Origin of the sequence: Streptomyces sp. NPDC032161 (genome assembly GCF_040636995.1) — a bacterium.
Classification (GTDB): domain Bacteria; phylum Actinomycetota; class Actinomycetes; order Streptomycetales; family Streptomycetaceae; genus Streptomyces.
Genome location: NZ_JBEZVN010000023.1, coordinates 42,600 through 56,768 on the forward strand (window position 1 = coordinate 42,600; position 14,169 = coordinate 56,768).

Genomic DNA, 14,169 nt, shown 5'->3' on the forward strand with positions numbered 1-14,169 from the left:
TCACCTCTGGTGATGCGTTCTTCACCCCGGCCGCTGTGCCCCGGATCAGCGCTCTGGCCCGGGGCACGGCCGTGTCTCCACCCGCTAGACGGCCCGGTCCGGCACCCTGTGCCCATGACCGACGTCTTCGACCATGCCCCGCAGGTCTGGAACGCCGCGCAGCTTCGCGACGCGCTCAAAGACATGCCCGACGACGCACCCATCCACATCGGCGTCGCAGAGGACCCTGGCGACTTCGACGGGTACCGCGAGGGTGTTCTCGTGGACGCCCACCAGGTGGAGCACTGGTGGCCGGCTACCTCCACCGAACCGGAGCGCGTCGAGACGGAGAAGGCGATCACCTTGTTCGCCGACTGGCAGCCAGGCGCGTACAACCGTCTCGACTGACTCAGGTTCGCTACCGGGCCGCCGTCACCCATCGCATCCAGCTCATCAGGCCTTGAGTTGCGGCCTGCTCTCGCGTCGGCCACTTTTCCAACGACCCGGTCGGCCCCAGGGCGGCGAGGTGATATTTCCACCCGTCACGGCCGCTGCGTGACGCGCCTCCGTACGACGGGGTCACGACCACCAGGACCGTGCCGTCCTCGGCCGTCACATTCCACGCGCGGGTCGTCGACCAGTCGCCGGCCTTCACCAGCCGTGCCCCGTCGGCAATGGACCGCGCCTTCGTCTCACTGAGCCTCTTCGGCCGTCCGGTAGTCATGCCACGGATCATTCCAGGCCGATGACAGCCCAGATGCGGCGCCCATCCGGCCCGGTGTCCGTGCCGCACCCCGTCACCCCGGCCTGCGCGGTGATCCGGTGCAGGACGTCATCGCCGTCCGGGGCGTGCCCGGGTGCGAGGCCGGCCTGATGGGAGAGGGCAAGGATGCACGCCTGCCGGTCCTGGTCGGACAGATGCACGCTGACACGGCGACCGCTGTCGGCGACCGCGGCCGCGACGACGAGCCCGGTGACGGCCTCGACAACCTCGGCTACCACCGGGGCCCGCTGGTAGCCCCACTCCTCCAGCTGCGCGGCGATCTTCCGCTGGGCGATGCCAACGGCCCACGGGGCGGACTCCAGCGTCCAGTTCACGCCGCGGCGATTCCGCATCGCGACGCCGCGCCGCGCGGTCCGTGCCAGCGGGGCGGGGCCGGCCTCGGGCCGGTCCGCTGTTTCCGGGCGGGGCGGGGAGATGGGCCGCTTCGGCGGGGGTGGTGTTTTCGGCGGGTACGACGGTGGGGTGGGCTGTTCAGTCGTAGGCGCGGTCATTGCGGCCTCCCGTCGTCCTGGGCGCGCTGGTGACGCCCTGGGGGCAGCGTAGGCCGGTGCCGGGGTGGGTGGGGCGACTTGGGCGTATCCGTGCGGCGTAGAGCGGGCCGCAGCGTCGACGCTCCGGCCTCACATTGTCGGGCGTGAGGTCAACAACTGCGGGGCACCGTAGTCACCCTTCCCTCATATACCATTGCTTACGCAATAGGTTATTGGGTAATGTGGGCACCCCGCTCAGCGCCGCTAACCCGACCAGGGGCAACGCGAAAGCGAAACAGCGCGACGCTGAGAGCATCCCTCCCCGATCCCCGGAGCCTCTGATGACCGACGAGACCCCGCTCGACCGCATCGCCCGCGCCCTCAGCAAGGTCCCTATCCGGCACACCGATGACGGCATCCCCGTCTGCCTCGACCTGGCGATCTGCCTGGAGTACGCCCACGTAGCCCTGTCGGTGATCCGCCCAGAGATGGACCAGATGAAGCAGCGCCTCGCCGAGCTGGAAGGCAGCCAGCCCGTCCGCGTCCTGCCGGCGAAGTTCGTCACCGACGCCATGAACCGGATCCCCGACTCCCTGCCCCCGGACTTCGCCTGAAGCGCAGATGGGCGGCCCCGCTGATACCGGGGCCGCCCCACCGCCCACCGTACCCACCACCAGGAGGACCCCGTGACCACCACACCCGCCGACGAACTCCGCGCCGCCGCCGAGCTGCTGCGCGCAGCAGCCCTCGCGGCCGCCGAGCACAGCGGCAGCACCACCTGGTACTCCAAGCGTCACTTCCCCAACCAGGACTCGGACTTCACCGTGCTGACGGCCGGACCCGGGCGTCCGCTCCACTGCGGCGGCGGCGGTGGTCGGGGTCCGGCCCCGTACATGCACGCACCGGTCAGCGAGTACATCGCCGCCGTGGGCCCGGGGGTCGGCCTCGCCATCGCTGACTGGCTGGGCAGCTGGACCGGCGTCGACCTGTCCGAGCACGGCCCGGCCCCCGAGGACGCACAACACGCCCTCGCGGTTGCCCGGAAGATCCTCGGCACGACCCCGGCCGCGACCATTCCGTGCTCGCTCGCAACCCTCCGCCGCGTACACGCCCCGCACGGCTGGGAGCCGCAGCCCGGCATGGCGCCCGTGCACTGCCCCGGCCACCCCTCCGGAGCCGAGCAGTCCGACACCGGCAAGCAGGGACCGAAGGGACTCAAGACCGTGACCGAGCCCGCCGTCGTCTCGCCCACCGCTGTACTCCTCGCCACCCCGTGCGCCGCCTGCGAGCACACCCTCAACTGGCACACGGGCTACGCCGCATGCACCGTCCGATCCTGTGGCTGCGGCCGATTCCAGCCGCCCGCCGACGAGCCCGCCCCCGCCGTGACCGAGGGGCCGGGCCGATGAGCGACCGCCCGAAGATCACGGCGCTGTACGCAGAGTGCGCCAGCCCCGAGAGCATCCGCATCGAGATCAAGAAAGCCCGCGCTGCCCGTGACCGGTGGCAACGGCACATCGATGGTCTCGCCCGCCTGCTCGACACCCGCCTCGCCCAGATCGACGCAGGCACATGGCCGCCCACCACCGAGGAGACGACCCGATGAGTGACCGCATCCGCCTCAACGACCTCACCGACAACGACCTCGACCAGCTGTACGACCAGCTCGACGCCACGTACCGCGAACGCGCCCACCTCGTCGCCCTGCTCGCAGCCCTCCACCCCTCCCACATCGGCCACACCGACCCGAACACCCCGGAATGGGCCGTCGTCACCATCGAGACCCCCGCCGGACAGATGACCTGGCACATCGCGCCAAGGGACATGGACCTCTTCACCCACGTCCAGCCCACGAACCGGATCTGCCGGGGCTGGGACGGCCACACCACCGACGAGAAGTACGCCCGGATGCGCGACCTCACCGAGGGCGCCCCGAACCTGCTCTCACTGGAGGTCGTGGCTGACCAGCAGGCCGAGCACATCAAGCAGCTCACCGCCCAGATCGCCACGCTGGAGCACGTCGCCGCAGGCAACAAGCGGCACGTCGCCACCATCGTGCCCGAGCTGGAGCGCGCCGAAGCCGCCAACGACCGCGTACGGAACTACCTCGAAGCACGCCTCGGCCAAGTTGCAGTGGACCCGGCTGAGGTCTTCAACGTCCTCACAGGAGCGGCCGACCCCGTCGAGCACCCCACCACGGAGGGCACCCCGTGAGCATCTACGCATCGATCGGCGGCGTGGACGACACCGAGCCGTGCGGCCCGCCGTGGACGTACCCGGGTCCCCGCATCGTCCCCAGCATCACCGATCCCCGCGAAAGCAGCATCAGCCTCGCCCGCATCCCGTCACACATCACCGCCGACGGGCGGGACGACCAGCCGGAGGACGGGCACCCATGGCCCTGGCTGCGGGTGTCCGTCGACGACTACAGCACCGGGAGGGGCGCTGACGTGCTCATCAATCCGGAGCAGGCGCGGCATCTGGCCGCACAACTCACCACGTGGGCCGACCGGGCCAATGGCCAGCCGCAGCAGCCCATCACCACGGCGGAGACGACCGTGCCCGTCCCCGCCGAAGCCCTCGACGCCCTGGTGAGAGTCGCCGCCCACGTGTCCGTCGGCCGATCGGCGGCGTTCCTCACTCCCTACCCGGACGCCACCGCCCGTCGGGCCCTCGGCGCCCTACACGACGCCGGACTCCTCACCCTCGCCGAGCCCGTCGACCAGCCCGCCACCTGACACGCCCGGCCGCCCCGTCCAGCCACGGGGCGGCTGTCTTCAGCGAACCGAAAGCAAGGACCGGCCACAGCCAGGCGGAGCCGGAACACGGGTTACCTGCATGGCAAAACTGACACGTCCAAAGACGTGAACGAGAGACGGTAGGGAGAGCGCGAACTCGGGCCGGGCTGCGATGTTTCCGACCGCACGCATCGGTAAACCCCGTCCGAGTCCCTGCGCTCACCCCAGAACCGTGCAACGGGACGTGCGGCCCCCGCACTGCGGCGTCTCCACATGGCCACCAACCCTGAAACGTGCTGGCCGACGGCCCCGCACCGTCATCATGGCGGAATACCGAACGCATATCTTCGGGCACTTTTTATTACGAAACCCGGCATGAATATTTAGACTCCAGCGGGGTCAACACGGGAGAAACCACAGGGGGATTGCCCGCAATGCACAAAAAGTCGCTACGCGAGTTTCTTCGCGCACGACGCGCCCTGATCGCCCCCGAAACCGTCGGGCTCGCCCGGCCCACCGGCCAAGGACGCCGCGCCGCCGGCCTGTCCCAACAACAGGTCGACCAACTCCTCGGCCGCAGCATCCACACCTGCTACCGCCTCGAAACCGGCCGATACCCCAACCCCCCGGCCGACCTCCTCCGCGACATCGGCGTCCTCTACCAGCTCGACGAACACGAGTGGGTCATGCTCCACCGGTACGCCTTAGAACAAGACCCTCCCGGCCCGCTCCTGCCCGAGTCCGGGTACCAGGTCCCCGGGGCGTGGCAGGCCGCAGTCGACGGGATCGGTCACATGGCATACGTGTGCGACGCCGCCTGGCACGTCATCACCCACAACCAAGCCCTGCCCAGCATGTTCCCCTCCGGCAAAGTCCCGTCGAACATCCTGCGATGGATGTGCCTCGCCGACGAGGCCCGCACCGTCCTCGCGGACTGGCCGACCGCATGGGCCCCCCGCGTCCTCCCCCAGCTCCGTGCCGCTCTCGCCGCCCGCCGCGACCCCTACCTTCAACAGCTCGAGACCGATGTGCTCGCCGACCCGGTCGCCGGCCCCCTCTACGAGGCCCCCGGCGTCGTCAACCATCCCGACGGTGACGAACGTCCCCTCAACCACCCTGTGCACGGGCCTGGGTGGGTGACCATGTGCTCCGCGTCCCCGGACTCCAGCCCCGGCGCCCGCCTCATGATCCTCGTCTACCGGCAAACCCCCCACACCCACCCGACCACGCTCCGGGCCAACCCCACCAGCACCACCAACCCCACAGACCCCACGCAAATCAGCCAGGGGCAGTAATCCAGCCGCCGGGGGCTACGTTGAGCGAACTCGCCCCCGGCCCAGTGGAGGACCCGTGCCCGCCCATGTCACCGCCCCGCAGGTCGTGCTCCCCGCCCACAAGGTCACCACCGATGAGATCCTCGAGGACATCCGCACCCGCCACCCCAACCACCCGCGGCTGCCCGTCATCCTCCGCGCGATAGGTAACTGCGGCGTCCAGACCCGGCACTTCACCCGCCCCCTGCACTCCCCCACCATCGCCGGTGATGCAGACGTCCACGAACGCACCACCGCGGCGTTCGAGGACTCCCTGACCATGGCCGCCGACGCAGCGACCCGAGCCATGACCGCGGCCGGCCTGGCCCCCGACCAGATCGACACCATCGTCACTTCCCACGCCACCGGCTGGGCCGTCCCCAACCTGGACGTCCACCTCATCCACGCCCTCGGGCTGCGCCCCACAACCCGCCGCATCCCCATGACCACGCTCGCCTGCGCCGGCGGCGCCCAAGCCCTGATCCGGGCCGCCGACCAGATCACGGCACGCCCCGACAGCGTGGTCCTCGTCGTCGTCACGGAGACCCTGTCGACGTCGTACAACCACGCCGACACCACTGTCCCCAGCATGATCTACAAAGCGTTGTTCGCCGACAGTGCGGCCGCAGCCATCGTCACCGGCCACCCCATCCAGCCCGGCCTTCGTATCGACGACACCCTCGAGTACTGGCTACCCGACAGCCTCGACCGCTACCAAGGCCGCCTCGACCACACGGGCATGCACTTCGACTCCGACCGGACAGCCCCGGCATCCGCCGACCAGGCCATGCCCGCCGTCCTCAACTGGATCGGCGACCGCACCCTCCTCGACTTCGCGGTCATCCACCCCGGCAGCCCCGGAATCATCCACTACGTCGCCGCCGCCATCGGCCTCGACGACGTCGACGCCCACCACTCCTACACGTCCCTCGCCGACAACGGAAACCTCGGCGGGGCATCCGTCCTCGACATCCTCGCCCGCACCCACACCACGCCACCCCACCACGATGCTCAGGGCCTCATGGTCGCGTTCGGGCCCGGCTTCACCACCGCTGCCATCCGCGGCACATGGGCAGCCTGACACCAAGCGCAGATGCGCCCCGCCCGGCCATGAGGCCGAACGGGGGCGCAGCCGCTTTAGCAGGTCATCGCCGCCAGACGTTGACCTTCTCGGTCGGCAGGAGAGGGGCGCCCTCGGGGCCCTTCACGTGGGCTGGCACCCACGTTTTCCGGCGCAGCGACCGCTCAGGTCCGTGAGCCTGGTTCCGCCAGTGCCCAGACACGATCCACCGGTTCCGGTACGTACGCAGGTCGCTGCCCGCATCTGGGTCTCGGTCCTGCGGGGTGTACTGGCGCCGGAGGTCCACGATCGTCACCTCAGGCGAGGGAAGGCGATCCCGGGCGTAGGCGCGGGCAGTGGCCTTCTCCGCCCGTTCCTGTGTCCGGTCGACGAGCTGGGGCTGCTGCATCAACAGCCACGCCGCGGCAAGGGCCGCGACGACCGGCTGTGGAAGCTGCGGATCGACCTCCGCCAGGGGCGCCGGTTCGGCGGTGACCGGAAAGGTTGCCGCACAGATCGGGATCAGTGGCGGGATCGCTTCCTCCGCGACCTTGTACCGACCGATCCGGGCAACCTCGGAGGCGAGGCGGCTGCGCGACATCAACAACCAGAGCAGCAACCCGGTCTCGTGCGGTCCCCACACGCATGCCTCGACCGGGACCTGTACCCCGTTGGCGTCCACGTGCCCGACACCCTCATCCCAGTACAACAGGCCGCACGGGGACGGCCGGTCGGCCGTTGCCCACCGGGTGGCGGCCAACTGGCTACCGGAGTGCATGGCCAGGGCCGTCATGTCCTGCCCGACCCAGAACAGGTCCGCGACCTCCAGATGGGACGCGAGAGCATCCAGACCCGGCGCCGTACCACGGCTCGTGTTGGCCCGCAGAGACGATTCCGGATCGCGCAGGTGGCGCAGTGTCTGGCGTCGAAGCCGCGGAAGCTGCGTAGGGCGGACCGTCACGCCGCGGTCCTCTCGGCGCGGTTGCCCTTCCCGGGGCGCTTCGCCAGGGCCTCTCGGACCTCACCGGCGCGGAAGTAGGACTGCGGGCGGCCCGACTTCGGGTTCGGCCCGTGGTAGAACGCCTTCACGCCGAGGCGGCACATGGTGCGGGATGCCGCCTTGGCTGGCTTCTGGGCCGTGGACTTCAGCTCGTCCTGGGCGATGTCCTCCAGGGTGAGCGGGTCGTACCACTCGACGATCTCCCCGAGGTTGATGCCCTCGACACACGCGGCGATGTCGAGGCGGCCGTTCTCGTCGACCGGGTAGCCGTCGAACTCGTCGTCGTCCGGGTAGGCCGGCCCGATGAACTCCTCACCACAAAGGAAAACGCGCGCAGGCAGCGCTTCCTCGATCGCATCCCGGTACGCCTTCGTGATCTCGGCCAGGGCGCCGGATTTCTCCAGGAGTTCCCGCCAGTCGGCGTCGCCGCCGTTGACGAAGTCGAGGACATCGGCATCGGGGCCGGCGCTGTAGGTGTTGATGCGGTTGGTCCAGGTGCCGTAGCTGGTCGTCGTGGTCATGGGTGTTCTCCTTCGGGATGAGTGCGGCGGGTGTGTCAGAGGGCGGCGACGGCGGTACGGACCGCGGTGAAGATGCGGTCGGCGATCTCGTCGCGGTCGAGGGAGCGGGGGTTGCCCCAGCCCCACTTGATGTGGACGCGTCCGTCGGCGGCATCGAAGTAGACCTTGTCGACGGCGGTGGCAAGGCGGCCGCCCTCGGCGTTGGAGACCTTGTCTCCGTCGAGGCTGGCGTAGCTGATGGCGCCGGACTTGTAGTGGTCCAGCTCCAGGCCGGGGACGGTCTGGAAGTCGTTGAGGTAGACGCGGTCCATGCCGTTCTTCTGCCAGCGCTGGCCGCCGATGGCGGTCATCGTGTCGACAGTGAAGGCGATCGTCTTCTTGGCGGGCTTCTTCATGGCGCCGATGGCGATGCGGCGGGCGAGAGAGGCGGCGTCGATGACCCACCGGCCGGCGACCTTGGTGGCGGCGACGATACCCCGGCGAGCCCAGTCGCGGATGGTGGCGACGGTGACCTTGGCGGTGACGGCGGCGGCGGTGGTGTTCATCGGGTTCCCTCCCTTGGCGACGACTCCATAATGCCGTACGTACGGCATTATGGTCAAGGGGGCCACCCGAAAACACGAACCACCCGATCCGCAGACCCCCACAGCCTGCAAAGATGCGCCAAATCCGCCCCAGCGCAACGATCGGAAACAGCAACCCCTACTGGCCCCAGGGAGGCGCGCATGCCCGCCACCGTCTGGACAGGTGCAATCTCATTCGGCCTGGTCACCATCCCGATCCGGGTCACCGCGGCCACCGAAAACCGGTCGATCGCCTTCCATCAGTACCACCTGGAAGACATGGGCCGGATCCGAAACCAAAAGGTCTGCGAAATCGACGGCGAGCCCCTCGGCCACGAAGACATCGGCAAGGGGTACGAGCTCACCAAAGACAAGGTCGTCCCGGTTGCCGACGAAGAACTCGACCAGATGCCGCTGCCCACAGCGAAGGCCATCGAGATCGTCGCATTCATCGACCGCGCGGCCATTGACCCGATTCGGATCTCGGACAGCTACTACTTGTCGGCGGACGGCAGCGTAGCCGCCAAGCCCTACGTCCTCTTGCGCCGCGCCCTGGAGCGGAATTCGAAAGCCGCGATCGCCAAGTTCGCGTGGCACGACCGGGAGCGCCTTGGCTTGCTCAGCGTCCGCGAAGACGCTCTCGTCCTCCACTCAATGAAGTGGCCGGACGAAGTGCGCTCACCCGACGAGCTCGCCCCTGGCCCTGCCGACCTGGACAAGCACGAACTCGAGCGGGCGCTCGAGCTGATCGACCGCATGACCACCGACAGTCTCTCCGGATACCGCGACCAGTACCGCGATGCACTGAAGGAGCTCATCGCCGCGAAGTCGGAGGGAAAGACCCGGCCCGCACCAGCCGAAGAGGGCAAGGCCGCCAATGAGGGCGTCCTGGACCTGATGGCCGCTCTGAATGCCAGCGTGGCGAAGGCTAAAGAGGCCCGCGGGGAAGCCGGTGAGCACGCCACGGTGCACGAGATGAAGCCCCCCAAGAAGGCGGCGAAGAAGACACCGGCCAAGGAGGCCGCAGCGAAGAAGACGAGCAGCCGGAAGCCGACGAGCGCCTAGCTCAGACCGGTCTCAGGCCGGCACACCTCGCACGGTTCAATGTCCGGCTCGGCCAGCGCAATCATCGCTTCGTCCCGGTCGAGGAATCCGAGCTGAGCGTTGTACAGGCCACACCCGCCGCGGTGCAGCATCGCGGGCGTCCCTGCCCGCTGCGGCTGCAGCTTCCACGAGCTCTCCGCCCGCGCCCGTTCCCGGCGCCACCGATCCTGCTCCTCCGCGCGCTCGAGGTCACGGATCCTGCTGCGAACCTGCCACAACTGGTACTCCAGCCACTGCTCGAGCGCCCGGTTCTTGTCCAGGTCAGAGATGCCGTCCGGGCCGGGCACCGCTACGCCTCGTCGCCGGATTCGTGGGCGTGCTTGAGCATCATGCGCGCCTCGACCAGGTCCGGGCCGCTGAATGCGTCCCAGTACGGGTGCGTCGAGACCGCGGTACTCAGTCGGAGCAGCTCCTCCCTGTACCGGGCGACCTCGGACTTCTGCTCGTCGGTGTAGCCGGGGCTGTCCGGCTTCCCGGACCGGTACGAGCTGTGGAGCTGCTTGTCGCCCTCCCAGCCGGGCAGCGGCTCGACCGACCACGGCAGGGTCTTGGCGTACTCGTCGTACGCGGCGCGGGTCTCATGGAGGGCGGCCTGGGCTGCGCGGAGATCGTCGGGGAAGTCGGGGGCTGGGCTGTTCTTGGGCACACGGCGATGCTACGTCTGTTCGAATATCGGATGCGAATGACGCGCCGCACGACCTCTACCGCAAGCCTATGGTGACCTCTCGCAGTGAAGGTTGAGCGTTCTCACCGAACCTTGAGCGGGGCTTCCTGGTCACCGTCGTCGTCGCGCCGGGCCAGGTACTTGCGCTTGCGTTCTTCGATCTCGGCCTCGGTGAGAATGTGGCAGCCGCACAGGGCGTCAGGGATGAGATCCGGATCCGGGTTCTCGCACCACGGATCAAGACAGTAGTGCACGTCAGTTGGCGGAACGAAGACCATGACCTCAAGATCCTCGGTCGCCCCCACCCGAAGGACGCGACACGCCGTGGGGCCGCTCAAGGTTCGGTGAGAACGCTCAACCTTCACTGCGAGAGGCCATATGGCGCCCCTGCCATTGACAGATGTATGGCAGGGGTGCCATAGTCACGGATGTCGGGAGGCAGACGGCCTCCCCCTAACGGGAGGAACCCCATGCGACCCATCACCGGCACCGACATCATCAACTTCTACAACGGCCGCAACGACCTCCTCGTCCTCACCGCCGACGGCGACTTCAACTACATCGACGGCCAGGGTTCCGCCTACGAGTTCCTCACCACCGACGACGACGATGAGGTCCAGATCCTGCTGGAGCGCAGCACCGTCGAGGACGGCGAGTGGTTCCCCGACGCGCTCAACAACGACGGCGACCTGATCCCCGCTGTGGCCGACGAGATGGCCGACATCATCAACAGCGATGGCATCCTCCCCAGCCGGGCGCTCAAGGCCATCCACGCCGGAGAGGACTGGAAGAAGGCCGACAAGGCCGCTCAGGAGTCTGCCGCCCGACGCGCCGCAGCCGTCGCCGAGGTCGTCGCCTACTGCGGGGGAAACCAGTCGAAGGCTGGCCGCGTTCTCGGACTCGACCAGTCCACCGTCAACAAGCTCGTGAAGAAAGCGCAGAAAGCCACAGCCTGACACGCTGGCCAGGGCCTGCCGTACCCATCGCGGCGGCCCCACCACAGCACACGAAAGTGGCCCACCATCCCCCAGGATGATGGGCGGCCCCGACTGGCAGGAACAGCAGAAAGCCGCCGAGCAGTAGCCCGCACAGAACAGTGCCCCCGGCCAACTGAACCTTGGCCGGGGGCACCGCCGCGTCAGCGTATCGCCCGCGACCAGGGTGCGGGCGCACAGGCACTCAACCTCGCTCCACATACGGGCGCAGCACCTGATCCACCCGCCTCGCCAGTCCGGCAGCACGTACCTGGTCGCGCGGGCCCCGCACCGCCCCCGCCAGCCGGGGCACCAGCAGATCCGTACCCAGCACCCACACCGCACCACCCGGAACCGGGGCCTCGAACCCGCCCCCGGCCACCGGTGAGCCGTGGACCACGATGAGCGGCACCACTGGCACCCCGGGAAGCACCGCCCCGACCGCCTGCGCGTACCCGGCGACCTTGACGACCTGGTCGTGCCGGCCGTCCGTGCCGCAGTGCACCCGGCCCCCGACCAGGCTGGTGGTGCGGCCACGGTGCCAGTTCTTCGTGTCCAGCACCACCACCGCCGTCCCACACGGCGACACCAGAACCGTGTCGAGGTTGAACCTGCGGCCCCGCAGTCGAAGGTCGTGACGGACATGCCACCCGGCTGCCTCGAGCGGGGCCAGTAACCGGGCCGTCGCCTCCTCACCCGCAGCACCGTGCGCCCACCGGGCCGCCGCAGCATCCGCGCGCCGTACCCGTGCACCACCGAAGCCGAGAAGTGCCAGCAGCTTTCTCCACAGGCCGCGCCGGGCGTTCGCACGCAGCGCCGCAGCACGGGCCGCAGCCGAGTTCCCCGCGCTCACAGCGAATCCCCCAGACGGCGCGACCGCGCCTCCAGACCGGCCTGTTCAGCCGTCAGCCCGAAGTACTGGCCCAGCTCAATCCACACAGCACTCCACGTACGGGCCTCCCGGATACGCCCTAAGGTGCGCTGCGCCGCCCCCGGGGTCTGGCGCTGCAGGTTCAGGGCAGCGACCGTAGCGACCCGCGCCTGCTCCTTCGCCTCGCGCGTCTGGTCGACCAGGCGCCGGTTCTCGTTCTCCAAGTGCACAGCCCAGCGTCGAGCACGGTCCCGTTCGTCTTCAGCGCCCGCCAGGCGGCCCCACAACACGTCCGGGTCGTCGTCCTCCGGCCGGTACCCGGGGGCCAGCATCCGCTCGTACCGGGCCTGGTAGGCCAAGCACTCGGGGCACGTCACCTTGGCTTTCGGTAGAGGCCCCTGCTGGGTGGAGTAGCCGCAGATCGCCATGCCGGTCGCCCACGCCTGAAACTCGGGCATCCACTGGTACACGGACAGGTGGATAAGGTCAGGCTGGTCAGGCAGGTTGAGGCGGGCCACGGGCACCAGGTACCGGCGCTCCCGGTCGATGGTGATCTCGGTCATGCCGCGTTCTCCTTAGGGTCGTATGACGAGTTGCGGAAGCTGGGACAGGGCCAGCGGACGGTCACTTGGCGCCGTCCAGGTCGCCGCCGCCGAGGACGAGGCGCAGACGGGCCTTCTGCGGGACCGGGTCATGCCCGGGAACGGGCCAGTCGTCGGCGCACAGCCCGTACGCCTTCGGCGGCTCCCACAAGCGGTCGTGCTTCCAGACGGCGGCCTCCTTGTACAGGCGGGCCCACGCCTTCAGGTCGGAGCCCGCGAAGTAGGACGGAACCAGGCCACCCGCGTTCGGGATCGGCTCCGGGCCCGGCTCCAGAACCCGCTGCTGGTGAACCTGCCTCCCCCATGGCTCGTGGCGGCGGCAGAAGTACACCGGGGTCTTCCACCCCGTCTCCTGGTCGACCTCGTAGTCGTGGCCCCTGGCCGGCTGCCCGCACAGCCCTTCGCGGCGGATCATCGGCGCTGCGCACAGCGCCTCCCACGAGGGTCGCGGGAGGTCGTAGCGGGGCCGGTCCGCGTACAGCAGGTCCGCGAGACGAGACTCCTTCCGGCGCCCGTGCCCGTACTCGCCGAGGATGTCCGAGGCCCGCTTCCTCCAGACCCGGATCGGGTTGCCGTCCTCGTCGAATCGGTTCGGGTCACGGGCGGTCAGCCAGGCTAGGAGGAGGATGAGTTCGCGGGCTTCGGGCGTCATGCGGGGGTCCTGGTAGACGCGGGTGACGAGTTGGTCGTAACCGTCGCCGCCACCACCTCCCCGCTTGCGCTTGCGGGCTCGGGCTGGGGTTTCGGTGGCGTGGGCGAGGTGGAGCGCTGCTCCCATGACGTTCTCCTACAGATGTGACGGTGGGTTACCGATTCGGGTGGAGGTCGGGTCTTAGCCCGAGAATCTGGAGACCCCAACCCCGCACCGGTCACGCTGCGTGCGACTTGGCTGCCTTCCGGGCGGCTCGGCGCTCGGCCCGGTATGCTCGCTCCCCGTCCCAGCACGCCTCACACGGTTCCTCGCCCCGGTACTGGTGAGCAGCGAACCCGGCATGGTCGCCGTGACGGCGCGGCTTCCCGTCCAACAGGCCGGCCTGGCAGGCCAGAAATACGGCGTGCGTGATGTTCAAGGCGCCGAGCTTCCGGTTCAGACGCAGCGCCATCTTGTTGACGCTCTTCTCCGCGTACCCCAGGGCCTGGGCAATGGCGGCGTACGTCTCGCCCTGCGCGGCCCGCTGAAGGACCGTGAGCTCGTTCTCGGTCAGAGAGACCGCGGGCCCGCCACCGACTGGCGACGGGCCCACTTGCACGGGGGCGGTCACTCGTCGTCCTCGTCGTCGAGGTCCTGCGCGCAGCGGCCGCCGTCCTCAGCAGACGCGAAGTCGAGGTCGCAACCCGTACCGCAGTCGGGGCACCCCCAGCCGTTGCAGCCCTTGGCGTCGCATCCGGAGTCGTAGGCGGGCTGCTCACAGTCCGGGCATCCACGCTCGTCGGGCGCGATGTGCGGGCGGTTCGGGTCGAGGAACTCGATGTGGGTGATTGTTCCGGCAGTCAGGCTGATGGGGCTGAACTCGATCTCGGGCATA

Annotated in this window: 23 protein-coding genes; 10 read left to right on the plus strand and 13 right to left on the minus strand. The window is 69.1% G+C overall.

Annotated elements, in window-relative coordinates; genetic code table 11:
• Nucleotides 1-114 precede the first annotated feature (114 nt).
• Nucleotides 115-387: a DUF6225 family protein gene (locus tag AB0E67_RS27280; RefSeq protein WP_362031444.1), complete on the plus strand. Its 273-nt coding sequence runs from the start codon at nt 115-117 to the stop codon at nt 385-387.
• A gap of 10 nt (nt 388-397) precedes the next feature.
• On the opposite strand, the gene AB0E67_RS27285 is transcribed toward AB0E67_RS27280, so the two are convergent.
• Both AB0E67_RS27285 and AB0E67_RS27290 read right to left on the minus strand, forming a co-directional pair.
• The gene (locus AB0E67_RS27285; protein ID WP_362031446.1) at nt 398-703 is read right to left on the minus strand and encodes a hypothetical protein; all 306 of its coding nucleotides are present in this window, start codon (nt 701-703) and stop codon (nt 398-400) included.
• Nucleotides 704-711: 8 nt separating this feature from the next.
• Nucleotides 712-1,077, minus strand: coding sequence for a hypothetical protein (locus AB0E67_RS27290; RefSeq protein WP_362031448.1), 366 nt, complete (start codon nt 1,075-1,077; stop codon nt 712-714).
• Between the two features lie 497 nt (nt 1,078-1,574).
• On the opposite strand from AB0E67_RS27290, the gene AB0E67_RS27295 reads away from it, so the two are divergent.
• The 7 genes from AB0E67_RS27295 to AB0E67_RS27325 all read left to right on the plus strand — a co-directional run bounded on the left by AB0E67_RS27295 (nt 1,575) and on the right by AB0E67_RS27325 (nt 6,365).
• The gene (locus tag AB0E67_RS27295) at nt 1,575-1,847 is read left to right on the plus strand and encodes a hypothetical protein (RefSeq protein WP_362031450.1); all 273 of its coding nucleotides are present in this window, start codon (nt 1,575-1,577) and stop codon (nt 1,845-1,847) included.
• A 72-nt stretch (nt 1,848-1,919) separates the two neighbouring features.
• Nucleotides 1,920-2,642 (plus strand): hypothetical protein, encoded by a 723-nt coding sequence (locus AB0E67_RS27300; protein WP_362031452.1) that lies wholly within the window; start codon nt 1,920-1,922, stop codon nt 2,640-2,642.
• Complete coding sequence (locus AB0E67_RS27305) at nt 2,639-2,839, plus strand: hypothetical protein (protein ID WP_362031454.1); 201 nt, start codon at nt 2,639-2,641, stop codon at nt 2,837-2,839. The genes AB0E67_RS27300 and AB0E67_RS27305 overlap by 4 nt, the downstream gene beginning before the upstream one ends.
• Nucleotides 2,836-3,447, plus strand: coding sequence for a hypothetical protein (locus AB0E67_RS27310; RefSeq protein ID WP_362031456.1), 612 nt, complete (start codon nt 2,836-2,838; stop codon nt 3,445-3,447). Before AB0E67_RS27305 ends, AB0E67_RS27310 begins: the two co-directional genes overlap by 4 nt.
• Nucleotides 3,444-3,971: a hypothetical protein gene (locus AB0E67_RS27315; RefSeq protein WP_362031458.1), complete on the plus strand. Its 528-nt coding sequence runs from the start codon at nt 3,444-3,446 to the stop codon at nt 3,969-3,971. The genes AB0E67_RS27310 and AB0E67_RS27315 overlap by 4 nt, the downstream gene beginning before the upstream one ends.
• Nucleotides 3,972-4,405: 434 nt before the next feature.
• Nucleotides 4,406-5,266 (plus strand): helix-turn-helix domain-containing protein, encoded by an 861-nt coding sequence (locus tag AB0E67_RS27320; RefSeq protein WP_362031460.1) that lies wholly within the window; start codon nt 4,406-4,408, stop codon nt 5,264-5,266.
• Nucleotides 5,267-5,321: 55 nt separating this feature from the next.
• Entirely contained in the window at nt 5,322-6,365 is a 1,044-nt protein-coding gene (locus AB0E67_RS27325) for a PhlD (protein ID WP_362031462.1), read from the plus strand.
• A gap of 64 nt (nt 6,366-6,429) precedes the next feature.
• On the opposite strand, the gene AB0E67_RS27330 is transcribed toward AB0E67_RS27325, so the two are convergent.
• From AB0E67_RS27330 to AB0E67_RS27340, 3 genes are read right to left on the minus strand one after another with little or no spacing between them, the layout of a single operon-like run.
• Nucleotides 6,430-7,305 carry a hypothetical protein gene (locus AB0E67_RS27330; RefSeq protein WP_362031464.1) on the minus strand — a complete coding sequence of 292 codons (876 nt, stop codon included), beginning with the start codon at nt 7,303-7,305 and terminating at the stop codon, nt 6,430-6,432.
• The gene (locus AB0E67_RS27335; RefSeq protein ID WP_362031466.1) at nt 7,302-7,865 is read right to left on the minus strand and encodes a hypothetical protein; all 564 of its coding nucleotides are present in this window, start codon (nt 7,863-7,865) and stop codon (nt 7,302-7,304) included. The genes AB0E67_RS27330 and AB0E67_RS27335 overlap by 4 nt, the downstream gene beginning before the upstream one ends.
• Nucleotides 7,866-7,900: 35 nt before the next feature.
• Complete coding sequence (locus AB0E67_RS27340; RefSeq protein WP_362031468.1) at nt 7,901-8,410, minus strand: hypothetical protein; 510 nt, start codon at nt 8,408-8,410, stop codon at nt 7,901-7,903.
• A gap of 180 nt (nt 8,411-8,590) precedes the next feature.
• Between AB0E67_RS27340 and AB0E67_RS27345 the strand changes: the two genes are divergently transcribed.
• On the plus strand, nt 8,591-9,493 hold the full coding sequence (locus AB0E67_RS27345; RefSeq protein ID WP_362031470.1) for a Ku protein: 903 nt from the start codon (nt 8,591-8,593) through the stop codon (nt 9,491-9,493).
• Here AB0E67_RS27345 and AB0E67_RS27350 read toward each other — a convergent pair.
• From AB0E67_RS27350 to AB0E67_RS27360, 3 genes are all read right to left on the minus strand, one after another.
• Nucleotides 9,490-9,819 (minus strand): DUF6233 domain-containing protein, encoded by a 330-nt coding sequence (locus tag AB0E67_RS27350; protein WP_362031472.1) that lies wholly within the window; start codon nt 9,817-9,819, stop codon nt 9,490-9,492. The two genes, AB0E67_RS27345 and AB0E67_RS27350, sit on opposite strands and share 4 nt — an antisense overlap.
• A gap of 2 nt (nt 9,820-9,821) precedes the next feature.
• The gene (locus tag AB0E67_RS27355; protein ID WP_362031474.1) at nt 9,822-10,178 is read right to left on the minus strand and encodes a hypothetical protein; all 357 of its coding nucleotides are present in this window, start codon (nt 10,176-10,178) and stop codon (nt 9,822-9,824) included.
• 101 nt (nt 10,179-10,279) lie between these two features.
• On the minus strand, nt 10,280-10,474 hold the full coding sequence (locus tag AB0E67_RS27360; protein ID WP_362031476.1) for a hypothetical protein: 195 nt from the start codon (nt 10,472-10,474) through the stop codon (nt 10,280-10,282).
• 192 nt (nt 10,475-10,666) lie between these two features.
• Between AB0E67_RS27360 and AB0E67_RS27365 the strand changes: the two genes are divergently transcribed.
• The gene (locus AB0E67_RS27365) at nt 10,667-11,152 is read left to right on the plus strand and encodes a hypothetical protein (RefSeq protein WP_362031478.1); all 486 of its coding nucleotides are present in this window, start codon (nt 10,667-10,669) and stop codon (nt 11,150-11,152) included.
• 223 nt (nt 11,153-11,375) lie between these two features.
• On the opposite strand, the gene AB0E67_RS27370 is transcribed toward AB0E67_RS27365, so the two are convergent.
• The 5 genes from AB0E67_RS27370 to AB0E67_RS27390 form a co-directional block, all read right to left on the minus strand.
• Nucleotides 11,376-12,023 carry a nuclease-related domain-containing protein gene (locus tag AB0E67_RS27370; protein ID WP_362031480.1) on the minus strand — a complete coding sequence of 216 codons (648 nt, stop codon included), beginning with the start codon at nt 12,021-12,023 and terminating at the stop codon, nt 11,376-11,378.
• Nucleotides 12,020-12,604: a hypothetical protein gene (locus AB0E67_RS27375; RefSeq protein WP_362031482.1), complete on the minus strand. Its 585-nt coding sequence runs from the start codon at nt 12,602-12,604 to the stop codon at nt 12,020-12,022. Before AB0E67_RS27375 ends, AB0E67_RS27370 begins: the two co-directional genes overlap by 4 nt.
• A 61-nt stretch (nt 12,605-12,665) precedes the next feature.
• Nucleotides 12,666-13,421 carry a hypothetical protein gene (locus AB0E67_RS27380; protein ID WP_362031484.1) on the minus strand — a complete coding sequence of 252 codons (756 nt, stop codon included), beginning with the start codon at nt 13,419-13,421 and terminating at the stop codon, nt 12,666-12,668.
• A 91-nt stretch (nt 13,422-13,512) separates the two neighbouring features.
• Nucleotides 13,513-13,905 (minus strand): helix-turn-helix transcriptional regulator, encoded by a 393-nt coding sequence (locus tag AB0E67_RS27385; RefSeq protein WP_362031486.1) that lies wholly within the window; start codon nt 13,903-13,905, stop codon nt 13,513-13,515.
• Nucleotides 13,902-14,168 carry a hypothetical protein gene (locus tag AB0E67_RS27390; protein WP_362031488.1) on the minus strand — a complete coding sequence of 89 codons (267 nt, stop codon included), beginning with the start codon at nt 14,166-14,168 and terminating at the stop codon, nt 13,902-13,904. Before AB0E67_RS27390 ends, AB0E67_RS27385 begins: the two co-directional genes overlap by 4 nt.
• Between the last annotated feature and the right edge of the window lies 1 nt (nt 14,169).

Coding starts and splice junctions, on each gene's coding strand:
- AB0E67_RS27335 (WP_362031466.1), bottom strand. CDS start 7,865: ATGACCACGACGACCAGCTACGGCACCTGGACCAACCGCATCAACACC.
- AB0E67_RS27345 (WP_362031470.1), top strand. CDS start 8,591: ATGCCCGCCACCGTCTGGACAGGTGCAATCTCATTCGGCCTGGTCACC.
- AB0E67_RS27365 (WP_362031478.1), top strand. CDS start 10,667: ATGCGACCCATCACCGGCACCGACATCATCAACTTCTACAACGGCCGC.
- AB0E67_RS27280 (WP_362031444.1), top strand. CDS start 115: ATGACCGACGTCTTCGACCATGCCCCGCAGGTCTGGAACGCCGCGCAG.
- AB0E67_RS27360 (WP_362031476.1), bottom strand. CDS start 10,474: ATGGTCTTCGTTCCGCCAACTGACGTGCACTACTGTCTTGATCCGTGG.
- AB0E67_RS27295 (WP_362031450.1), top strand. CDS start 1,575: ATGACCGACGAGACCCCGCTCGACCGCATCGCCCGCGCCCTCAGCAAG.
- AB0E67_RS27375 (WP_362031482.1), bottom strand. CDS start 12,604: ATGACCGAGATCACCATCGACCGGGAGCGCCGGTACCTGGTGCCCGTG.
- AB0E67_RS27320 (WP_362031460.1), top strand. CDS start 4,406: ATGCACAAAAAGTCGCTACGCGAGTTTCTTCGCGCACGACGCGCCCTG.
- AB0E67_RS27310 (WP_362031456.1), top strand. CDS start 2,836: ATGAGTGACCGCATCCGCCTCAACGACCTCACCGACAACGACCTCGAC.
- AB0E67_RS27285 (WP_362031446.1), bottom strand. CDS start 703: ATGACTACCGGACGGCCGAAGAGGCTCAGTGAGACGAAGGCGCGGTCC.
- AB0E67_RS27340 (WP_362031468.1), bottom strand. CDS start 8,410: ATGAACACCACCGCCGCCGCCGTCACCGCCAAGGTCACCGTCGCCACC.
- AB0E67_RS27380 (WP_362031484.1), bottom strand. CDS start 13,421: ATGGGAGCAGCGCTCCACCTCGCCCACGCCACCGAAACCCCAGCCCGA.
- AB0E67_RS27305 (WP_362031454.1), top strand. CDS start 2,639: ATGAGCGACCGCCCGAAGATCACGGCGCTGTACGCAGAGTGCGCCAGC.
- AB0E67_RS27390 (WP_362031488.1), bottom strand. CDS start 14,168: ATGCCCGAGATCGAGTTCAGCCCCATCAGCCTGACTGCCGGAACAATC.